Origin of the sequence: Billgrantia gudaonensis, from assembly GCF_900100195.1 — a bacterium.
In the GTDB taxonomy this organism is placed as follows: domain Bacteria; phylum Pseudomonadota; class Gammaproteobacteria; order Pseudomonadales; family Halomonadaceae; genus Halomonas; species Halomonas gudaonensis.
Genome location: NZ_FNES01000009.1, coordinates 127,535 through 146,726 on the forward strand (window position 1 = coordinate 127,535; position 19,192 = coordinate 146,726).

15 protein-coding genes are annotated in these 19,192 nt (G+C 66.4%); 8 read left to right on the forward strand and 7 right to left on the reverse strand.

What is annotated here, in order from left to right:
* Nucleotide 1: 1 nt before the first annotated feature.
* The 4 genes from betI (at nt 2) to BLP96_RS12135 (ending at nt 6,899) form a co-directional block, all read left to right on the forward strand.
* A complete protein-coding gene (gene betI / locus BLP96_RS12120) occupies nt 2-619 on the forward strand; it encodes a transcriptional regulator BetI (protein WP_176761515.1) in 618 nt (205 codons plus the stop codon).
* 53 nt (nt 620-672) lie between these two features.
* Nucleotides 673-2,157 carry a betaine-aldehyde dehydrogenase gene (betB, locus tag BLP96_RS12125; protein WP_089686510.1) on the forward strand — a complete coding sequence of 495 codons (1,485 nt, stop codon included), beginning with the start codon at nt 673-675 and terminating at the stop codon, nt 2,155-2,157.
* A 294-nt stretch (nt 2,158-2,451) separates the two neighbouring features.
* Nucleotides 2,452-4,143: a choline dehydrogenase gene (gene betA / locus BLP96_RS12130; protein ID WP_089686512.1), complete on the forward strand. Its 1,692-nt coding sequence runs from the start codon at nt 2,452-2,454 to the stop codon at nt 4,141-4,143.
* A gap of 308 nt (nt 4,144-4,451) precedes the next feature.
* Nucleotides 4,452-6,899 carry an acyl-CoA dehydrogenase gene (locus tag BLP96_RS12135; protein ID WP_089686514.1) on the forward strand — a complete coding sequence of 816 codons (2,448 nt, stop codon included), beginning with the start codon at nt 4,452-4,454 and terminating at the stop codon, nt 6,897-6,899.
* A gap of 107 nt (nt 6,900-7,006) precedes the next feature.
* Here BLP96_RS12135 and BLP96_RS12140 read toward each other — a convergent pair whose 3' ends face one another.
* Nucleotides 7,007-7,351: a DsrE/DsrF/TusD sulfur relay family protein gene (locus BLP96_RS12140; protein WP_089686516.1), complete on the reverse strand. Its 345-nt coding sequence runs from the start codon at nt 7,349-7,351 to the stop codon at nt 7,007-7,009.
* Between the two features lie 106 nt (nt 7,352-7,457).
* Between BLP96_RS12140 and BLP96_RS12145 the strand changes: the two genes are divergently transcribed.
* The 3 genes from BLP96_RS12145 to chrA all read left to right on the forward strand — a co-directional run bounded on the left by BLP96_RS12145 (nt 7,458) and on the right by chrA (nt 10,297).
* On the forward strand, nt 7,458-8,120 hold the full coding sequence (locus tag BLP96_RS12145) for an ArsR/SmtB family transcription factor (RefSeq protein ID WP_089686518.1): 663 nt from the start codon (nt 7,458-7,460) through the stop codon (nt 8,118-8,120).
* A complete protein-coding gene (locus BLP96_RS12150; RefSeq protein WP_089686519.1) occupies nt 8,117-8,944 on the forward strand; it encodes a sterol desaturase family protein in 828 nt (275 codons plus the stop codon). Before BLP96_RS12145 ends, BLP96_RS12150 begins: the two co-directional genes overlap by 4 nt.
* A gap of 150 nt (nt 8,945-9,094) precedes the next feature.
* Nucleotides 9,095-10,297 carry a chromate efflux transporter gene (chrA, locus tag BLP96_RS12155; protein WP_089686521.1) on the forward strand — a complete coding sequence of 401 codons (1,203 nt, stop codon included), beginning with the start codon at nt 9,095-9,097 and terminating at the stop codon, nt 10,295-10,297.
* A gap of 39 nt (nt 10,298-10,336) precedes the next feature.
* Here chrA and BLP96_RS12160 read toward each other — a convergent pair whose 3' ends face one another.
* The 4 genes from BLP96_RS12160 to BLP96_RS12175 form a co-directional block, all read right to left on the reverse strand.
* Nucleotides 10,337-12,232 (reverse strand): SLC13 family permease, encoded by a 1,896-nt coding sequence (locus tag BLP96_RS12160; RefSeq protein ID WP_089686523.1) that lies wholly within the window; start codon nt 12,230-12,232, stop codon nt 10,337-10,339.
* Between the two features lie 142 nt (nt 12,233-12,374).
* A complete protein-coding gene (locus BLP96_RS12165; protein WP_089686525.1) occupies nt 12,375-13,193 on the reverse strand; it encodes an enoyl-CoA hydratase-related protein in 819 nt (272 codons plus the stop codon).
* Nucleotides 13,190-15,388 (reverse strand): acetate--CoA ligase family protein, encoded by a 2,199-nt coding sequence (locus BLP96_RS12170; protein ID WP_089686526.1) that lies wholly within the window; start codon nt 15,386-15,388, stop codon nt 13,190-13,192. Before BLP96_RS12170 ends, BLP96_RS12165 begins: the two co-directional genes overlap by 4 nt.
* A 22-nt stretch (nt 15,389-15,410) precedes the next feature.
* Nucleotides 15,411-16,205, reverse strand: a complete 795-nt coding sequence (locus BLP96_RS12175; RefSeq protein WP_089686529.1) for an enoyl-CoA hydratase/isomerase family protein — start codon at nt 16,203-16,205, stop codon at nt 15,411-15,413.
* A 261-nt stretch (nt 16,206-16,466) separates the two neighbouring features.
* Between BLP96_RS12175 and BLP96_RS12180 the strand changes: the two genes are divergently transcribed.
* On the forward strand, nt 16,467-17,390 hold the full coding sequence (locus BLP96_RS12180; protein WP_089686531.1) for a MurR/RpiR family transcriptional regulator: 924 nt from the start codon (nt 16,467-16,469) through the stop codon (nt 17,388-17,390).
* A gap of 75 nt (nt 17,391-17,465) precedes the next feature.
* On the opposite strand, the gene BLP96_RS12185 is transcribed toward BLP96_RS12180, so the two are convergent.
* Together BLP96_RS12185 and BLP96_RS12190 are read right to left on the reverse strand one after the other, a co-directional pair.
* Nucleotides 17,466-18,443: an NADPH:quinone reductase gene (locus BLP96_RS12185; RefSeq protein ID WP_089686533.1), complete on the reverse strand. Its 978-nt coding sequence runs from the start codon at nt 18,441-18,443 to the stop codon at nt 17,466-17,468.
* A 62-nt stretch (nt 18,444-18,505) separates the two neighbouring features.
* Complete coding sequence (locus BLP96_RS12190; protein WP_089686535.1) at nt 18,506-19,075, reverse strand: hypothetical protein; 570 nt, start codon at nt 19,073-19,075, stop codon at nt 18,506-18,508.
* Nucleotides 19,076-19,192 lie beyond the last annotated feature (117 nt).

The following is a 19,192-nucleotide window of genomic DNA, read 5'->3' on the forward strand; positions in this document are numbered from 1 at the left end:
GGTGCCCAAGGTCGGAATGGAACCCATCCGTCGCCAGCAGTTGATTCATGCCACGATGGCCGCCATCGACGAAGTCGGTCTGGCGGATACCACGGTGATGCGCATTGCCCGCCATGCCGGCGTGTCGGCCGGCATCATCAGCCACTATTTCGGCGGCAAGGACGGCCTGCTGGAAGCCACCATGCGCCAGATCCTCCACGACCTGGGAGACGCAGTGGCCGCACGCCGCCGATCACTCGAGGACACCAGCGCCCGCGCCCACCTCGGCGCCATCATCGACGGCAACTTCGACCGCAGCCAGGTCACCGGCGCCGTGGCCAAGACCTGGCTCGCCTTCTGGGCCAGCAGCATGCACAAGCCGCGTCTGGCGCGCCTTCAACAGGTCAACCACCGTCGGTTGCACTCCAACCTGTGTCACCAGTTCCGCCGCCTCATGCCTCGCGACGATGCCCACCGAGCGGCGGCGGGCCTGGCTGCCGTGATCGACGGGCTCTGGCTGCGCGGTGCACTTACGCCCGGCGAGCTGGATGCCGACAAGGCCAGCCGCCTCGCCCATACGGCGCTCGACCAGCTCCTCGCCGGCCACGAAATCGCGGCCTTGGCACCGGGCAACGCTTGAACCACGACACTTCGAATACCGACCCGGCCCGAACAGCTCGAACAGGAGGCCTCATGGCACAGCTCGATACTCAAACCCTCTACGTCGGCGGCCGCCCTGTCGACGCCACTTCCGGCGAAACCTTCGAGGTCGTCAACCCCTTCGATGGCAGCGTGCTGGCCAGCGTGCAGCAGGCTTCTGCCGGCGACGTGGATGCTGCCGTAGCGGCAGCCCGCGATGGACAGCGCACCTGGGCCGCGATGAGCGGCATGCAGCGTGGCCGCATTCTGCAGCGCGCCGTGGCGCTTTTGAGAGAGAGGAACGACGAACTCGCCGAGCTCGAGACGCGCAACACCGGCAAGCCGATCAGCGAGACCACCACGGTGGACATCGTCACCGGCGCCGATGCCCTCGAGTACTACGCCGGCCTTGCCGCGGCCATCGAGGGCACCCAGATCCCGCTGCGCGAGGACGCCTTCGTCTATACCCGCCGCGAACCGTTGGGCGTGGTCGCTGCCATCGGCGCCTGGAACTACCCGATCCAGATCGCCTGCTGGAAAGCCGCTCCGGCGCTGGCGGCAGGCAACGCCGTGGTCTTCAAGCCCAGCGAAGTGACCCCGCTGACCGCCATGAAACTGGCCGAGATATTCACCGAGGCGGGCCTGCCCGACGGCGTCTTCAACGTCGTCCACGGCGACGGCACCGTCGGCGCGATGCTCACCGAGCACGACGGCATCGACAAGATCTCCTTCACCGGCGAAGTGGGCACCGGCAAGCAGGTGATGGCCACCGCCGGCGGCTCCACCCTCAAGGACGTGACCATGGAACTGGGTGGCAAATCGCCCCTTCTGGTCTTTGCCGACGCCGACCTCGACCGCGCCGCCGACGCCGCCATGATGGCCAACTTCTACTCCAGCGGACAGATCTGCACCAACGGCACGCGGGTGTTCGTCGAACGCAGCGTCAAGGAGGCCTTCGAGGCGAAGATCGCCGAGCGGGTGGCGCGCATCCGCGCCGGCGACCCACTGGACCCGAGCGTCAATTTCGGCCCCCTGGTGAGCTTCGAACACCAGGCCAAGGTGCTCTCCTACATCGAACTGGGCAAGCAGGAGGGCGCCACCCTGCTCGCCGGCGGCGAGGCCTGGAACGACGAGGAGCGAGGTGGCATCGACTGGAAAAAGGGCGCCTGGGCCGCGCCCACGGCGTTCAGCGACTGCACCGACGAGATGCGCATCGTGCGCGAGGAGATCTTCGGCCCGGTGATGGCGGTACTGACCTTCGACGACGAGGAAGAAGTGATCCGCCGCGCCAACGCCACCCACTACGGTCTGGCCGCCGGTCTCTTCACCGAAAGTCTCAACCGCGCCCACCGGGTGATTCACCGCTTGCAGGCCGGCATCTGCTGGATCAACACCTGGGGCGAATCCCCCGCCGAGATGCCGGTGGGCGGCTACAAGCAGTCCGGCGTGGGCCGCGAGAATGGCCTCGAGACGCTCGCCCACTACACCCAGACCAAGTCGGTGCAGATCGAGATGGGGCCGTTCGAGTCGGTGTTCTAAGTCACGGGCCTCGAGCCACGAGCCGCAAGTCGTGTTGCGGCCACCCAGATGAGCGGCGCCGGGGGCAGGTCATAGAGAGGGTCCGATGCCAGGGGTGAGGAGGATTCCTCCGAACGGGCTGGCCATGGATGGCCAGCACCGGCCCTGCAAGCGGAGCAGGACGCGAGAGCGCAGCAGGGCATCGCTAGCGTCCAAGCCGGGGTCATAGCGCCCCCTCGTAGACCTGTCCACGGATCAGTCCCGCGCAGCCCCGTTAGCAGGCCCGCTTACGTCGCGTTATCAGTGAGAGATGTTATGTCCCAGCTTCGCGAATTCGATTACGTCATCATCGGCGCCGGCTCTGCCGGTAACGTGCTCGCCGCCCGGCTCACCGAAGACCCGAACGTACGGGTGCTGCTGCTGGAAGCCGGCGGCCCCGACCACCGTTTCGACTTCCGCACCCAGATGCCGGCGGCGCTCGCCTACCCGCTTCAGGGCAAGCGCTACAACTGGGCCTTCGAGACCGACCCGGAACCCCACATGGACGGCCGGCGCATGGAGTGCGGGCGCGGCAAGGGCCTGGGCGGTTCCTCGCTGATCAATGGCATGTGCTACATCCGCGGCAACGCCCTGGACTATGACAACTGGGCCAAGGCAACGGGCCTCGAAGACTGGACCTACGCCGACTGCCTGCCCTACTTCAAGAAATCCGAAGCCCGGGACATCGGGCCCAACGACTACCACGGCGGCGACGGCCCGATCAGCGTGACCACGCCGAAAGAGGGCAACAATCCGCTCTATCGCACCTTCATCGAGGCCGGCGTGCAAGCCGGCTACCCGGAAACCGAGGACGTCAACGGCTACCGACAGGAGGGCTTCGGCCCCATGGACCGCTTCGTCACGCCGAACGGCCGGCGCGCCTCCACCGCCCGCGGCTACCTCGACATGGCCAAGGAGCGTGCGAACCTCACCATCGAAACGCGTGCCATCACCGACGTCATCGAATTCGAGGGCAAGCGCGCCGTGGGCGTGCGCTACCGCCACCGCAGCCAATTGCAGCGGGTGCGGGCCCGCCGCGAAGTACTGCTATGCGCCGGCGCCATCGCCTCGCCGCAGATCCTGCAGCGCTCCGGCATCGGCCCGCAGGACGTACTCGACGAATTCGGCATCCAGGCGGTGCACGTCAACGGCAACGTCGGTGCCCATCTCCAGGACCACCTGGAGATGTACATCCAGTACGAATGCAAGGAGCCGATCTCGCTCTACCCGGCGCTGAAGTGGTGGAACCAGCCGAAGATCGGCGCCGAATGGTTGTTCTTCGGCAGCGGCATCGGCGCCAGCAATCAGTTCGAAGCGTGCGGCTTCATTCGCTCCAACGACGAAGAGGCATGGCCCAACCTGCAGTACCATTTCCTGCCCATCGCCATCAGCTACAACGGCAAGAGCGCAGTGCAGGCCCACGGTTTCCAGGCCCACGTGGGTTCCATGCGCTCCGAGAGCCGTGGGCGAATCCGCCTCGCCTCACGCGACCCCGAAGCGGCGCCGAGCATCCGGTTCGACTACATGTCCACCGACAAGGACTGGCAAGAGTTCCGCGACGCCATTCGCCTGACCCGCGAGATCATCGCCCAGCCCGCCTTCGACGCCTATCGCGGGCGCGAGATTTCGCCGGGGCCCGACGTGCAGTCCGATCAAGAACTGGATGCCTTCGTGCGCGCCCACGCCGAGACCGCCTACCATCCCTGCGGCAGCTGCCGCATGGGCGAGGGCGACGACGCCGTGGTCGACGGTACGGGCCGGGTGCACGGCGTGGAAGGCCTGCGGGTGGTCGACGCCTCGCTCTTCCCGTTGATCCCCACCGGCAACCTCAACGCCCCGACGATCATGCTGGCCGAGAAGATCGCCGATCGCATCCGCGGCCGCGAGCCGCTGCCGAAAAGCGACGTCCCCTACTATGTGGCAGGCGACGCCCCGGCCCGCAGCGAGCCCCAGCGCCGGCTCGACTGAGGCCGGCCTGTCCACTCTCGCCCATGCCCCGTGCTGCTCAGGTAACGCGGGCCTTTCGCTATCCCCTCGGGGCTGATCCGGGCACAGCGTCTCGAGGGGGCGCTGTGAACCCTTCCCTGGGCGCTACATTGGCCATCCCTCGCAAATGACCTCCTCTCCACCCTGTACCCGGCGCCCCTCGCTCTTCAGGTGGAACGCGACGTAATGCGGCATTCATCGAGCTGGCCGGTTGCAGCGAAGTGGGCTAGTCTGCAAGAATTCAAACAGATGTTCGAAATCTTGCGTTCCACGACAACCGGAGTCTCTCCATGCTCACCCTGATCCTGCTGATCGTGGCCATCGTCGGCCTGCTGGCGGTGATGCGCCGCGAGGCCGGCGCATTGCCCGCTCTGGCGGTGCTGGCCGCCACCGGCCTGGCCAGTCTGCTCTTCGCGTCCACGCTGCTGGGCATCGTGCTGCTGCTCGCCGCCGCCGGCGTGGGCGCGGCCGGCCTGCCGGCGCTACGCGGCAAGTGGCTGACCCCGCGGCTGTTCGCCATGTTCAAGAAGGTCTCGCCGAAGGTTTCCGACACCGAACGCACGGCGCTGGAGGCCGGCAGCGTGGCCTGGGACGGCGAACTGTTCACCGGCAAGCCGAACTGGCAAGCGCTACTGGACTACCGTGACGATGGACTCACGGAAGAGGAAAGGGCTTTCATCGACAACCAGTGCTCGATCGCCGCCGGAATGTGCAACGCCTGGGAAATCGCCAAGGAGCGTGCCGACCTGCCCCAGGCGCTGTGGGATCATCTCAAGCAGGAGCGCTACTTCGGGATGATCATCCCGAAAGAGTACGGTGGGCTCGGCTTCTCGGCCAAGGCCCAGTCGCTGGTGCTGCAGAAGCTGGCGATCAACGAAACCCTGATGGTCACCGTCGGCGTGCCCAACTCCCTGGGACCCGGCGAGCTGCTGCTCAAGTACGGCACCGACGAGCAGAAGAACCATTACCTGCCGCGCCTGGCCGACGGTCGCGAGATTCCCTGCTTCGGCCTCACCGGCCCGCGTGCCGGTAGCGATGCCACCTCGCTACCCGATACGGGAGTGGTGTGCAAGCGGACGGTCGACGGTGAGGAAGTGCTGGGCATTCGACTCGATTTCGAGAAGCGCTGGATCACCCTCGCCCCCATCGCCACTGTGGTGGGCCTGGCCTTCCGCCTGTTCGATCCGGATCGCCTGCTGGGCGACGAGGAAGACCGCGGCATCACCCTGGCGCTGATCCCCCGCGACACCCAGGGCATGGAGATCGGCCGCCGTCATCACCCCATCGGCAGCCCCTTCCTCAACGGCCCCATCAAGGGCAAGGACGTCTTCGTGCCGCTGGATACCATCATCGGCGGCGAAGCGATGATCGGCCAGGGCTGGCGCATGCTGGTGGAGTGTCTCTCCGTGGGCCGCTGCATCACCCTGCCCTCCGGCGCCACCGGCACCGCCCGCTACGCCATCGGCTGGAGCGGCGGTTTTGCTCGCATCCGCCGCCAGTTCAACGTGCCGGTGGCAGAGATGGAAGGCGTTCAGGAACCGCTGGCACGCATGAGCGCACTGGGCTACATCGCCCAGGCGGCGGTCTACCAGACTGCCAACACCATCGACCGCGGCGAGAAGCCGGCGGTGCCCTCGGCGATTCTCAAGAGCCAGCTCACCGAATTCCAGCGCGTGATTCTCGGCGACGCCATGGACATCCACGGCGGTAAGGCGGTGACTCTCGGCCCGCGCAACTATCTGGGCATCGGTTACAGCGCCAACCCGGTGGCAATCACCGTGGAAGGTGCCAACATCATGACCCGCAACCTGATGATCTTCGGTCAGGGCGCCATCCGCTGCCATCCCTACGTGCTGGAAGAGCTGGCCGCCAAGGAAGCCGACGACGTCAACGCCTTCGACCGAGCCTTCTTCGGCCATGCCGGCCTGATCTTCGGCAACGCCGCTCGCGCCTTCACCCAGGGGCTCGGCATCGGCAAGCCCGCTACGCCCTTCGACGGCGAGGCCGGGCGCTACGCCCAGGAGATCGCCCGCCTCTCCGCCGGCTTCGGCCTGTGCGCCGATGCCGCCATGGCCAGCCTCGGATCGAGCCTCAAGCAGCGCGAGATGCTCTCCGCCCGCCTGGGCGACGTGCTCTCCAACCTCTATCTCGCCTCCATGGTGATCAAGCAGTGGCATGAAGGCGACAAGGTCGAGGACGAATCGGCGCTCCTCCACTATGCCTGCCAGTGGCTGCTGGGCCGCGCCGAACGAGCTCTCGACGAGCTGTTCGACAACCTGCCGAACCGCGCCCTGGCACGCACCCTTCGCCTGCTGGCAATGCCGCGCGGCAAGCGCTTCAAGCGCCCCCACGACGACCTGACCCGGCGCATTGCCCAGGCCGTCTCCCGCGACACCGCCCTGCGCGACAAGCTGCTGCTCAATACCTGGGACAGCGACGACGGTGCGCGGGAAAACCCGCTGGCTCGCTACAACGCCCTGCTGGCGACCCAGGAACGCGCCGAGACGCTCTACCGCACGGTCAACAAGGCCCACGCCAAGGGCGAGCTGCCCCCTGAGGCCCTACACCCCGAGCAGAAGGTGGAAGCAGCGCTGGAGAAGGGCCTGATCAGCGAGGAGGACGCCCTCTTCATGCGCGAGCGCGAAGCCCAGGTGCTGGAGTTGCTCACCGTGGACGACTTCGAGTACGACGCCTTCGTCATCGACAAGTCCAAGGTGCTGCGCCACAACGCCGCCTGAGCTGCCGTCATGGACGCCGCCATCAGCGACCGCTGGCATGAGACGCCCGCGGTCGCTGGCTCGTGTCGCCGAGTTGCAGGCCACCCTGGCAGATTCAGAAGTGCTGGTCAGAACACCAGCACCTTGTCGGCCTGCTCGGTGGCTTCGGCCAGGGCGTCCATGGTACTGCGCTCGGCGCCTTTCACCACTTCGTCGTCGGTCAGGCCACGGGCGTCCATGCAGGTGCTGCACAGCAGCACCCGGCCCTTGGTGGTGACCCGCTTGACCATGCGTTCGGCGTTGTAGAACCCATCGGGTGTCTTCTGGCCGCGCTTGGCGCCGGAGACGGCGTCGCCCATCAGGAAGACCGTGACGTCCGCCTCGCGCTTGATCAGCGCATGGGCCAGACGCAAGCCATTGAAGAGACGCTCGGTACCGTAAGGCGGATCGTTGATGAGAATGAGAGTCTTCACAGCGCACCTTCATACGAACATTCAATCTATCAATTGAATATCGGAAATATGCTAGCCTGATGTCAAGCGACTGGATGCCCTGCCGCATCATCCACGGGGGATAGCGATGACCTCACAGCAGGATCTCTTGGATACGCTGGCGCTGGTGGCGCGCGCCCTGGGCAACGGCCATCGCCTGGCGCTGCTCGAACGGTTGGCGCAGTCCAGCGCTGCCGTGGAGACGCTGGCCAGTGCTGCCGACCTCTCCATCGGCAACGCCTCTCAGCACCTTCAGCAGCTCCGGCGAGCCGGTCTGGTGACCGCCAGCCGCTCGGGCAAGCAGATGATCTATCGGCTGACCGACGAGCGGATCGTCAACCTGCTGGGCCTGCTTCGCCAGGTGGCCGAGACCAACCTGGCCGAGATGGAGCGGCTGGTCAGCCAGTTGTTTGCCGAAGACGATGCGAGTGGAGCCCTGGAAGCCGTGTCGAGTCGTGAGCTTCTGGCTGCCCTGGAGCGCGGCGAAGTGGCCCTGCTCGACGTGCGCCCCGCAGACGAATATCAGGCGGGTCACTTGCCCGGGGCGATCAACATCCCGCTGAAGCAACTGGAAGCGATGCTCGGTGACCTGCCCCGCGACAAGGAGATCGTCGCTTACTGCCGAGGCCCCTACTGCGCGCTCTCGCACGAAGCCGTCCAGCGTCTTCGACAGCTGGGATATCGGGTTCGACGCTTCGAAGACGGCTTCCCCGAGTGGAAAGCCGCAGGCCTGCCGGTGAGCCAGCCATGAGCGAAACGCTGCTGACTCAGGAACCGTGGGTACGACTCGCCGTCTTCGTCAGCATTCTGGCGGCAATGGCGCTGTGGGAGGTCGTGGCGGCCCGGCGCCCGCAACGGGTTTCCCGCTGGCAGCGCTGGCCCAGCAACCTGCTGATCGTCGTCGTGGACACGCTCGCCGTTCGCCTGATCTTTCCCCTGGCCGCCGTCGGAGCGGCCCTGGTATCGGCCGACAAGGGCTGGGGCGTTTTCAACCTGATCGCCGCTCCAGGGTGGCTGGCCATGCTCGTCTCCGTGGTCGTGCTGGACGCGGCGATCTATTTCCAGCACCGCCTCTTCCATGCCATCCCTTGGCTGTGGCGCCTGCATCGCATGCACCATGCGGACCTCGAGTTCGACGTGACCACGGGCCTGCGCTTCCACCCCCTGGAAATTCTGCTCTCGATGGGCATCAAGGTCGCCGTGGTTGCCCTGCTCGGCGCGCCGGCGCTCGCGGTATTGCTCTTCGAGATCCTGCTCAATGGCACCTCCTTGTTCAATCATGGCAATGTGCGCTTGCCAGCCGGGCTCGACCGCTGGCTGCGCCTCGTCGTGGTGACGCCGGAGATGCACCGCGTTCATCACTCCATCATCCGACACGAAACCGACAGCAACTTCGGCTTTAACCTGCCCTGGTGGGACCGCCTGTTCGGCACCTATCGCGACCAACCCGCCGCGGGCCACCTGGGCATGACGATCGGCATCGAGGATTTCCGCGATGTGCGGGAACTGCGACTCGACCGGATGCTGCTGCAACCCTTCCGCAACCCCGTCCCACGAACGCAACGCAGGTCCTGAGCGAGACACACCTCCTCGAACCGGCCACGCAGCCATCGTGAAAGTGTCACAGTGCCCGAGTAGACTTCTCATGCCACGCTCGCTCTTCGGCGGCGACGCGAAGGCGCAACGTCTCGATCATCCCAATGCCCGAACGAGGAACCCCGACCGATGGCGGATTCGCCACCCCCTGCTGGCCACGTCAAAGACGTCTTCACCACCTTTCTATTACTGGGCCTGACCTCTTTCGGCGGCCCCATCGCCCACCTCGGATACTTTCGCACCGAGTTCGTCGAACGGCGCCGCTGGCTCTCCGAGCGCGCCTATGCCGATCTGGTGGCGCTGTGCCAGTTTCTGCCCGGGCCGGCCAGCAGCCAGGTCGGCTTCGCCCTGGGGCTGATACGCGCGGGCCCCTGGGGCGCGGCGGCGGCCTGGACGGCCTTCACCCTGCCTTCGGCCATCGTCCTGGTGCTGTTCGCCCTCGGCGCCGCCGTGCTGGATGGCCCCGTCAGCCAGGGCATCATCCACGGCCTCAAGGTGACGGCCGTGGCCATCGTCGCTCATGCCGTCTGGGGAATGTCGCGCCACCTCTGTCCCGACCGTCGGCGCGCCGGCATTGCCCTGGCCGCCGTCTTCACCGTGGTGCTGGTCGGCGGTCCGCTGGGCCAGGTGGCGGCCATCGCCATCGGCGCCCTGGCCGGCATGGCGCTGTGTCGGGTCCACGCGGAACCGGACGTTCACGAACTGCCGCTACCGGTCTCGGTCCGCGCCGGGCGGTGGGCGGGCCTCGCCTTCGCGGCCCTGCTGGCCGGCCTGCCGCTTCTCACCTGGGCCAGCCCTTCGGCAATCCCTGCCGTCATGGATGCCTTCTATCGCGCCGGCGCCCTGGTGTTCGGCGGCGGCCACGTGGTGCTGCCGCTGCTGGAAGCCGAGGTGGTGCAATCGGGTTGGGTCAGCTCGGACGACTTCCTTGCCGGCTACGGTGCGGCCCAGGCCGTACCGGGGCCGCTGTTCACCTTTGCCGCCTATCTGGGTGCCGTGCTGGACGCTCTCCCCGTCCCACCACTGCTCGGGGCAGCGCTGGCTCTCGTCATGATCTTCCTGCCCGGCCTGTTGCTGCTCGTCGCCGTGCTGCCCTACTGGAACGACTTCCGGCGCTGGGACAGCGCGCAGGCACTGATGCGCGGGGCGAACGCGGCCGTGGTAGGCATCCTAGGGGCCGCCCTCTATCAGCCCGTGTGGACGAGCGCGATTCTCGGCCCCCACGAGTTCGCACTGGCGCTGACGGGCTTTCTATTGCTCAGCGTGTGGAAGCTACCGGCCTGGACCGCCGTGATCGTGCTGGCCGGCGGAGGGATACTCATCACCCTGTGACGTCCGACCTCGCACAGCGGCGGAAACAGGCAGGCCGCTTCACTGGGCCGACAGCGGCCACACCAGCAGGATCATGGGAATGGCTACCGCCAGCACCACCAGCGACAGCGGCAAACCCAACCGCCAGTAGTCGCCGAAGCGGTAGCCACCGGGGCCCATCACCAAGGTATTGGACTGATGCCCGATGGGCGTGAGGAAGGCACAGGAAGCGCTCACCGCCACCGCCATCAGGAAGGGATCCACCGACACCTCGAAGCCCTCGGCCAGGCTCGCCGCGATGGGCGCCATCAATACCGCCGCGGCGGCATTGTTGATGACGTTGGAAAGCAGCATCGACAGCAGGAAGAGGGCTGCCAGCGTGACCACCACCGGCCAGTCGCTGCCCAGCGCCAGCATTTCTTCGGCAATCAGGCTCGCACCGCCGCTGGTTTCGAGCGCCTGGCCTACCGGAATCATGGCGCCGAGCAGCACGATCACCGGTCCGTCGATGGCCTGATAGCCGTCGCGCAGCGGCAGCACCCCGGCCATCAGCGTCACCAGAGCCGCCAGCGACAGCGCCACCGCCGCCGGCAACAGGTCGAAAAGCATGGCCAGGATGGCAGCACCGAAGATGGCGATCGAGGCAAGCAGCATGCGCGGCTGTCCCAGGGTCAGGTTGCGGCTGGCCAGCGGCAGGCAGCCCAGCGTCGCCAGGCTCTCGGAGAGTTCGCTCTCGCCGCCCTGCAGCAGCAGCACGTCGCCGGGACGAAAGCGGATCTCGCGCAACCGCTGCTTGAGGCGCCCGCCATCACGGGCCACCGCCACCAGGTGCAGGCCGTACTGATTGTGCAGACGCAATTGGGTGACGGTGCGGTTGACCATCATGGAGTCGTTGCGTACTACCGCCTCGACCAGCTGCAGTCCTTCCGTGTCCACGCCACCTTTCTCGTTCCTGTCATCGTCTTGCTTCACCAGCCTCTCGTCCCCATTCTTCTGCGCCTGGGAGTCGCCGGTGAACTCGACGTCATCCGCCTGCTGCTTTTCCTCGGCCTCCGGTTCCTCGTCTGCGGCCTCCTTACCCAGATGAAGCCCCGCACGATCTTCCAGCAGCTTCATCTCGTCGGGTCCCGCTTCCACCAGCAGGATATCGCCCTCTTTCAGTGCACCGAAGAAGGCATGTCCGGCCTGGCGCCTGTCATCACGCACCACCGCCAGCACCGGAACGGTTTCCTCCAGTTTCTGTTGCAGTTCGCGCAGGGTCAGGCCATTGGCCTCCGACTCTTCGCCAACGCGCAACTCCACCAGGTAATGAGCGGTGTCGAACATCGCTTCGGTGGAAGCCTTTCCGGCACGCTGGGGAACCAGCCGCCAGCCCACCAGAAGGATGAAGGCCAATCCGGCCAGGGCTATCGTCAGCCCCACCGGAGAGAAGGAGAACATCCCGAAACTCTCGCCGGTAACGCCACTCCGGTAAGCCGAGATGATGATGTTGGGCGGGGTGCCGATCAGCGTGGTCAGCCCGCCGAGCAGCGAACCGAAGGCCAGCGGCATCAGCAGAATGGAGGGGGAAGCGTCGTGCTCCCGGGCCAGGCGCATGGCTACCGGCAACAACAGTGCCAGAGCGCCGACATTGTTCATGACTCCGGAGAGCACCACCACGGTGCCGGTGAGCACCAGCAACTGAAGGAAGAGCCGTTCGCCCACCTTGAGTACCTGGTCGGCGATCACGTCCACCACGCCGGAGCGTTCGAAGCCGCGGCTGAGCACCAGCACCGCGGCCACGGTGATCACCGCCGGGTGACCGAAGCCCAGAAAGGCTTCTTCCGACGGCACCAGGCCCAGCAGGACCGAACCCAGCAGCGCCGACAGCGCCACCAGATCGTATCGGAAGCGCCCCCAGACGAAAGCGGCCAGGGTGAGCCCGAGCACGATGAAGACCAGTGTGCTGTCGGCCATGCGTTCACCTCCCTGTGAGATCGGATGGCCTCAGCATCGCCAGGCGCGCGGCCTGCGCACAAGTGTTTTTTGCATCGCTTTGGGCCGATCGGGCGCCTCTTGCGCGGAGCGGATGCAGACAGGCTGGATTCGACGTGCGCAGTCACTGCTTCGCCATCTTCTCCAGCATGGCATCGACCGCTTCGAGGTGCTCCGGCTCGTTGTGGCACAGCCCCTGGAAGACCGCGCAGAGGTCGAGGAAGTCGGGCAGCGCCATGCGGCTGCCCTTCTTCATCAGCCGCTTGGTGAGCCGCGTCGCCTTGGGCGGCTGCGCGGCGATGCGCTCGGCCAGCTCCATGGCGCGCGCCATCAGCGCCTCGGGCTCGGTGACCTCCAGTACGATGCCGGTCTGCTTGGCCTCCTCGGCGTCGATCACCCGTCCGGAGAGCGTCAACTCGAAGGCCCGCTGGTAGCCGATCAGGCGCTGCAGGTACCAGGCGCCGCCATCGCCGGGGATGATCCCCAAGTTGAGGAAGGTCTCGCCGAACTTGGCTTTCCTCGATGCGATGCGCAGGTCGGCCATGTTGGCCAGGTCGAAGCCGGCACCGATGGCCGGGCCGTTGACGGCGGCGATGATCGGCACCTCGACGGCGTCGAGGGCCAGCGGCATGCGCTGGATGCCCCGCCGGTAGCGTTCGGCCACCTCCGCCGGGTCGCCGGCGAAGTCGCCGCCGCGGCTCGCCATGTCCTTGACGTTGCCGCCGGCGGAGAACGCCGAGCCGTCGCCGGTGATCACCAGCACCGAAACGGCGTCACAGCGGTTGAGCCACTCGGCCACGGCGACGATGTCGTCCACCAGCGCCGTGCCGGTCAGGGCGTTGCGCACATCGTGACGCGCCAGAGTCAGGGTGGCGATGCGTCCCTCGAGTTCGAGGCGGGCATCGGTCAGCTCGGGCCGAGGGGTGGCGTTCGTGGGTGTCATGCAATGGCCTCCTTGTCGCTGGCATTCGCTGGCAGGTCGCGCGCCACGATGACACGGGCATCGACCACCGCATAGCCGTCGGCACCCACGATCACCGGATTGAGGTCGAGCTCCACGAGTTGGGGATAGGCCTCGACGATGCGCGACACCGTGAGCAGCAACTCGACCAGCGCTTCCTTGTCCACCGGCGCCTCGCCGCGCACCCCGCCGAGAATCTTCTTCGCCTTGATCTGCTCGACCATGGACTCGGCGTCATGGCGAGACAGCGGAATCGAACGGAACGCCACGTCCTCGAGGATCTCGACGAAGATGCCGCCCAGCCCGAACATCAACACCGGGCCGAAGATAGGGTCACGGATCACGCCGAGAATCACTTCCACGCCCTTCTTGGCCATTGGCGCGACCAGCACGCCCTCGATGGCGGCATCCGGGTCGTAGGCACGGCACGAGGTGAGAATGGCCTCGCGCGCTTCGCGCAGCGCCGCCTCGCCCACCAGGTCGAGCTTGACCCCGCCGGCGTCGGACTTGTGCAGGATGTCGCGAGACACCACCTTCATGGCCAGCGGCGCCGCACCGAAGTGCCGAACCGCCTCGGTCAGCTCGGCTTCGTTGCGTACCAAGCGCTCCTCCGGCACCGCCACGCCGTGACCGCGCAGCAGCTCCTTGGCCTCGTACTCATAGAGGTCTCGCCCTTCGGCCTGGGCACGGTGGAACAGCTCGGCCAGCTCGGGTTTGGCCGCTACCGGCATCTCGCGACTCTGCCGATGGTTCTGCGCCAGATAGAGACCACGCTCCCCCAGTGCCGCCAATACCCGTACGGAGTGTTCGATAGAATCGTAAACGGGAAGCCCGGCCTCGTGCAGGCGGCGCAATGCCGGCGGCTTGATCGGCGCATAGAGGCTGTAGATCACCAGCGGCTTGTCGGTGGCGTGGGAGAGGTCCACCATCGACTCGGCACCGCGCATCTCGTCGCCCAGCAGCGACTCGGCGAAGCGGATGCTGTAACCGCCGAACATGCCTACCAGAAAGACGCTGTCGACGCTGTCGTCGGCGGCGACGATCTCCATGCAGGTGGCCAGCAGAGAGGGATTGGCGTCGGTGGAGCCGGCCACGTCCACCGGGTTGACGGTGGAAGCCTGGGGAAAGAGCACATCGCGCAGCCGGGCTCGCGTGGCTTCGCTCAGCTCGGCCAGCTCGAGGCCCGCCTCGGTGAGGCGGTCGGAAGCGATGGTAGCCTGGCCGCCGCCGTCGGAGATCACCGCCACGCGCTTGCCGCGCGCCTTCTGCAGCAGGCCCAGGCCCTCGGCCACCGGCAGTATCTCGTCTGACTGGTGCACCACGCTGACCCCGGACTGCTTGAGCAGGTCGACGGTCATGGCGTAACTGCCGGCCAGCGCCCCGGTATGCGAACTCGCCGCCTTCTGGCCCTGCTCGGTGGAGCCTGACTTGTAGACCACTACCGGCTTCATGGCGGTCACCTCGCGGGCCACCTCGAGGAACTTTCGTCCATCGCGGAAGCCCTCGACGTAGAGCGTCGCCACCCGAGTGTGCTCATCCTCGCCCAGGTAACGCAGGTAGTCGTTGAAGCCGATGTCGCTCTGGTTGCCCGGCCCCACGTAGGTGGAAAAGCCCACGTGACCGTTGTGCTGGGCCTCGAGCGCCAGCGACAACAGCATGTTGCCCGACTGGGAGACGATACCCACGTCGCCCGGCTTGACGTTGTCCAGCGCCAGCAGGTTGATCCGGTGGTGCAGGTTGAACAGACCCGAAGTGTTGGGGCCGATGATGCGCACGCCGTGGGCACGCGCCTTGGCCATCATATCGCGCTCGAGTTCGGCCCCTTCGCTGCCGATCTCGGCAAAGCCGCTGGCGAGTATCACCGCGCCCTTGATGCCGCGCCGACCGCACTCGGCGATCAGCCCGGGCACCGTGGCCGCCGGCGTACAGATCAGCGCCAGTTCCGGATTGCCGGGAATGGCCGTGACCGAAGGCCAGGCCTCGATGCCGAGGATCCTGTCGGCCTTGGGATTGACCGGATAGATGTCGCCCCGGTAGCCATCCTTCACCAGGCCCACCATGGCCTTGTAGCCGCGCTTGGTGGGGTCGGCGGAAGCGCCGATCACGGCGATGCCGCGGGGTGCCAGGATGTCGTGCAGCGGACTGCGAGTGGGAAGGTGTCCTTCGATGGGATTCATGGCTTGCTCACCTGGCTCCTGTTCAATGTCCCTTGAAACGGGGCGTGCGCTTCTCGGCGAAGGCGTCTACCCCCTCCTGCCAATCCGCGGTGGTCGAGCAGGTGAAGACGGCATCCAGCTCCTGCTGCAGCTGTCCTTCCAGGTCGGTATGGCCACCCTGGTTGACCAGGCGCTTGAGCATGGCCATCGAAACCGGCGCCTGCTGCGCCAGGGTGTCCGCCAGCTGACGCGCCTCGGTCATCAGTGCCTCGGCCGGCCAACTCGACGTTGCCAGGCCGATGCGCGCCGCCGCCTCGCCGTCGATCCGCTGGCCGGTGTAGAGCAGCTGGCGCGCCCGGGGCAGGCCCACCAGCTGCGGCAGCAGCTTGGAAACGCCCCCGCCCACGCAGGTGCCGATGCTCACCTCGGGAAAACCGATCTGCGCCTCGTCGGCCATCAGGATGAAGTCGCAAGCCACGGCCATCTCGGCCCCGGCGCCTAGCGCATAGCCGTTCACCGCAGCGATCACCGGCTTGTCGAGCCGCAGGATCGCCTCGCAGACGTCGTTGCCGAGCTGCAGGTACTGGCGACGCTGGTAGAGCGAGCGGCTGGCGCTGCCGTGCTCCTTCATGTCGGCGCCGACGCAGAAGGCGCGCCCTTCGCCGGTGAGGATGATGGCACGCACCTCGTCGTCCGACTCGGCTTCGCCCAGGGCCGCGAGAAGCTCGGTGTAGAGGGGCTCGACCACTGCGTTGAGGCGATGGGGGCGATTGAAGCGAATCGTGGTCACCGGGCCGTCGCGGTCGACGATCAGCGTGTCTGGTTGGCTGTGGCTCATGGCGTTGCTTGGACACTCTCCTGGGTTCGGAACGACGGGGAGGTTGCGGATAACGAATCGCACGGGCTCCCCCGTATCAAAACAAACGTACCGTTATTCACAAAAAAGCGGCACAGTTGTTATGTCGCGAATCCTAGACCAGAGGCGGAGACGACGTCAATACAGGCGTATCATTGTATCAATCTATGAGAAACGATTGTTTCATCGATTGCTGCCACGCATGGGTTACAATGTCGCCACTTCGAAACGCAGGAGATCGCCGTGCAGGATCACGTGCCTGACAACCGCGAATCATCGACCGTCGAGACGCCGCCAGCGGACCTGGAAACGGTGAAGCAGCAGCTGGCCGATGCCTACCCGGAGCTGAGCCCGCAGTTGAAGCTGGCCGCCGGCTACGTGCTGGAGCACCCGGTGGAAATCGCTTTCCAGTCGATCCGCAAGTCGGCCAATTCTGCCGAGGTCACCGCCTCCACGCTGGTGCGTCTGGCCAAGCGGCTGGGCTTCGAGAGCTACGAGCAGTTCCGGGAAATCTTCCAGTCGGCTGTGCAGGCCGGCCCGGTGGAACTTTCCGGGCGCGCCAGCCAGCTGCGCACCCTGGCCAGCCAGACCGACGACCAGGTGTTCCTCGACGTCGGCGACGCCGCCTTCGACAACATCGGGCGGCTGTTCACCGCCAACAATCAGGCCAAGGTCCGCGAAGCCGCCAAGCGCTTGCTCGACGCCCGCAAGGTGGCCGTGGTCGGATTTCGCGACACCTTCGCGTGTGCCTACCACTTCGCCTACGTGGGCCGCATCGCCATGCCCAACATCCAGTTGATACGCGGCCAGGAAGGCGGGCTGCTCACCGAACTCTCCGCTTATGGCGCCGGTGACGTGGTGGTCGCCTTCGGGTTCGAACCCTACTGCAACGAGACCATGCGTGCCCTGACCATCGCCAGGCAGCAGGGCGTCAGTCCCATCGTGATCACCGACACCCTGCGCTCGCCGCTGGTGCCCGGCTCGGCCATCACCTTCACCGTGGCCAACGCCACTCCGCACTTCTTCCCCTCGATCCTCTCCGCCATCACGCTGATCGAGGTATTGCTGGCGGAGTGCGTCGCCTTCGGCCCGGACGATCTGGTCGACAACGTGGCGAGCTTCGAGTCGCGCATGCGCCAGATGGGCGCCTATGTGGAGAACGGCTGAGAGCCGCGAGCGGCAGGCCATGAGCGCTCTAGACCCGCAGCCCGTAGCCCGCAGCCCGTAGCCCGTAGCCCGAGTTCAGGGGAGCAGAATGGTCGAGCCGGTGGTTCGACGATTCTGCAGCGCATCCTGCGCCTGGCCGGCATCGGCCAGGGGATAGCGGTGCGAGACGTCGACCTCGATCTTGCCGCTTTCGAGCATCTCGAACAGCTCGCCAGCCATCCATTCCAGACGTTCGCGGGTATCGGCATAGCCGTTCAGGCTCGGGCGGGTGACGAACAGCGAGCCCTTCTGGTTGAGGATACCGATGTTGACCCCTTCCACCGGCCCCGAAGCGTTGCCGAAGCTGACCATCAGCGAGCGCGGCTTGAGACAATCCAGCGAGGTCTCCCAGGTATCCTTGCCCACCGAATCGTAGACCACGTCGCACATCTCGCCGCCGGTCAGCTCGCGGACGCGCTCGACGACGTCCTCCCGCGTGTAGTCGATGGTCGCCCAGGCGCCGTTCTTCTCGGCCAGCGCCGCCTTTTCCGGCGAGCTCACCGTACCGATCAGCTTCACGCCCAGCGCCTTGGCCCACTGGCAAGCGATGGAGCCCACGCCACCGGCGGCAGCGTGCCAGAGGATCGTCTCACCGCCCTTGAGCTCGCGGGTCTGGCGCAGCAGGTACTGCACGGTCAGGCCCTTGAGCATCGAGGCCGCCGCCGTCTCGAAGTCGATGGTGTCGGGCAGCTTGACGACCTTGGCCGCCGGCAGCACGTGGGCTTCGCCATAGGCGCCCAAAGGGCCCTGGGCGTAGGCGACGCGATCGCCCGTTCTCAGGTGATCGACGCCTTGGCCCACGGCATCGACGACCCCGGCCGCCTCGGTGCCCAGCCCCGAGGGCAGACTCGGAGCCGGATAGAGGCCGGTGCGAAAGTAGATGTCGATGAAGTTGAGCCCCACTGCCCGATTGGCGATGCGTACCTCACCGGGACCGGGATCGACCGGGGCGGCGTCGACGAACTCGAGAACCTCGGAGCCACCGGTGCGGGCGAATTGAATGCGCTTGGTCATGTCGTCAGGTCCTTGTTCCGTGGGATACCGTCGAGCCATCCAAGCGCCGATCGTCGCTCCGGTCAAGTCACGCCGACGGGAAACGCCCCCAGTGCCTCGACGAAGCATTGCTTTTCGGCCTCGAAGAAGCGCGGGTCGTGCTTGAAGCGGCGCAGGATCGCCGCTTCGTCGAACGCCAGCGATGCTGCCAGGTCGTCGACGCCGTGGGCTGGGTGGTGCTTGGCCAGTCCTGCCCGGCGACCGCCGGGCAAGGCAAACCAGCGGGTGATGCCGCAGCGTCGATAGAAGGCCTCGGCCTCCTGATCGGCGGCATCGACGCGCAACGGCGCCTTGAGGGCGAGTTCGCGGATCAGCCGCCGTTCGCTTTCGCGATCGCCACCCGGAGCCGCGGAGAGCCACAGGCGCATTCCGCCGCCGGCTTCGTCGAGCACCAGCAGCGCCAACGCCCCGGGGCGTTGCTGCTCGTCCACCAGAGCCCACAGGCGAGCCGCCTCCTGGGCAAACAGCACCTGGCGCATGCCGGTGAAGGTGACCAGCGGTGTCAGCCCCGCTTCGCGGCCGTAGTGATCGGCGCACAGCCGAGCCAGCCAGGCATCGCGCTGCTCGCAGCGTTCCGGGGTCATCACCCTCATGTTTTCCTCTACGTCTATCTGCCGAAAACGGGCAAGACTAGCACAGTCACGGCACGTATCGCCTATGCCAAGCGGCACCGAAGCCGTTATCCTGTCACTTCAGGCCGCGACACCGTC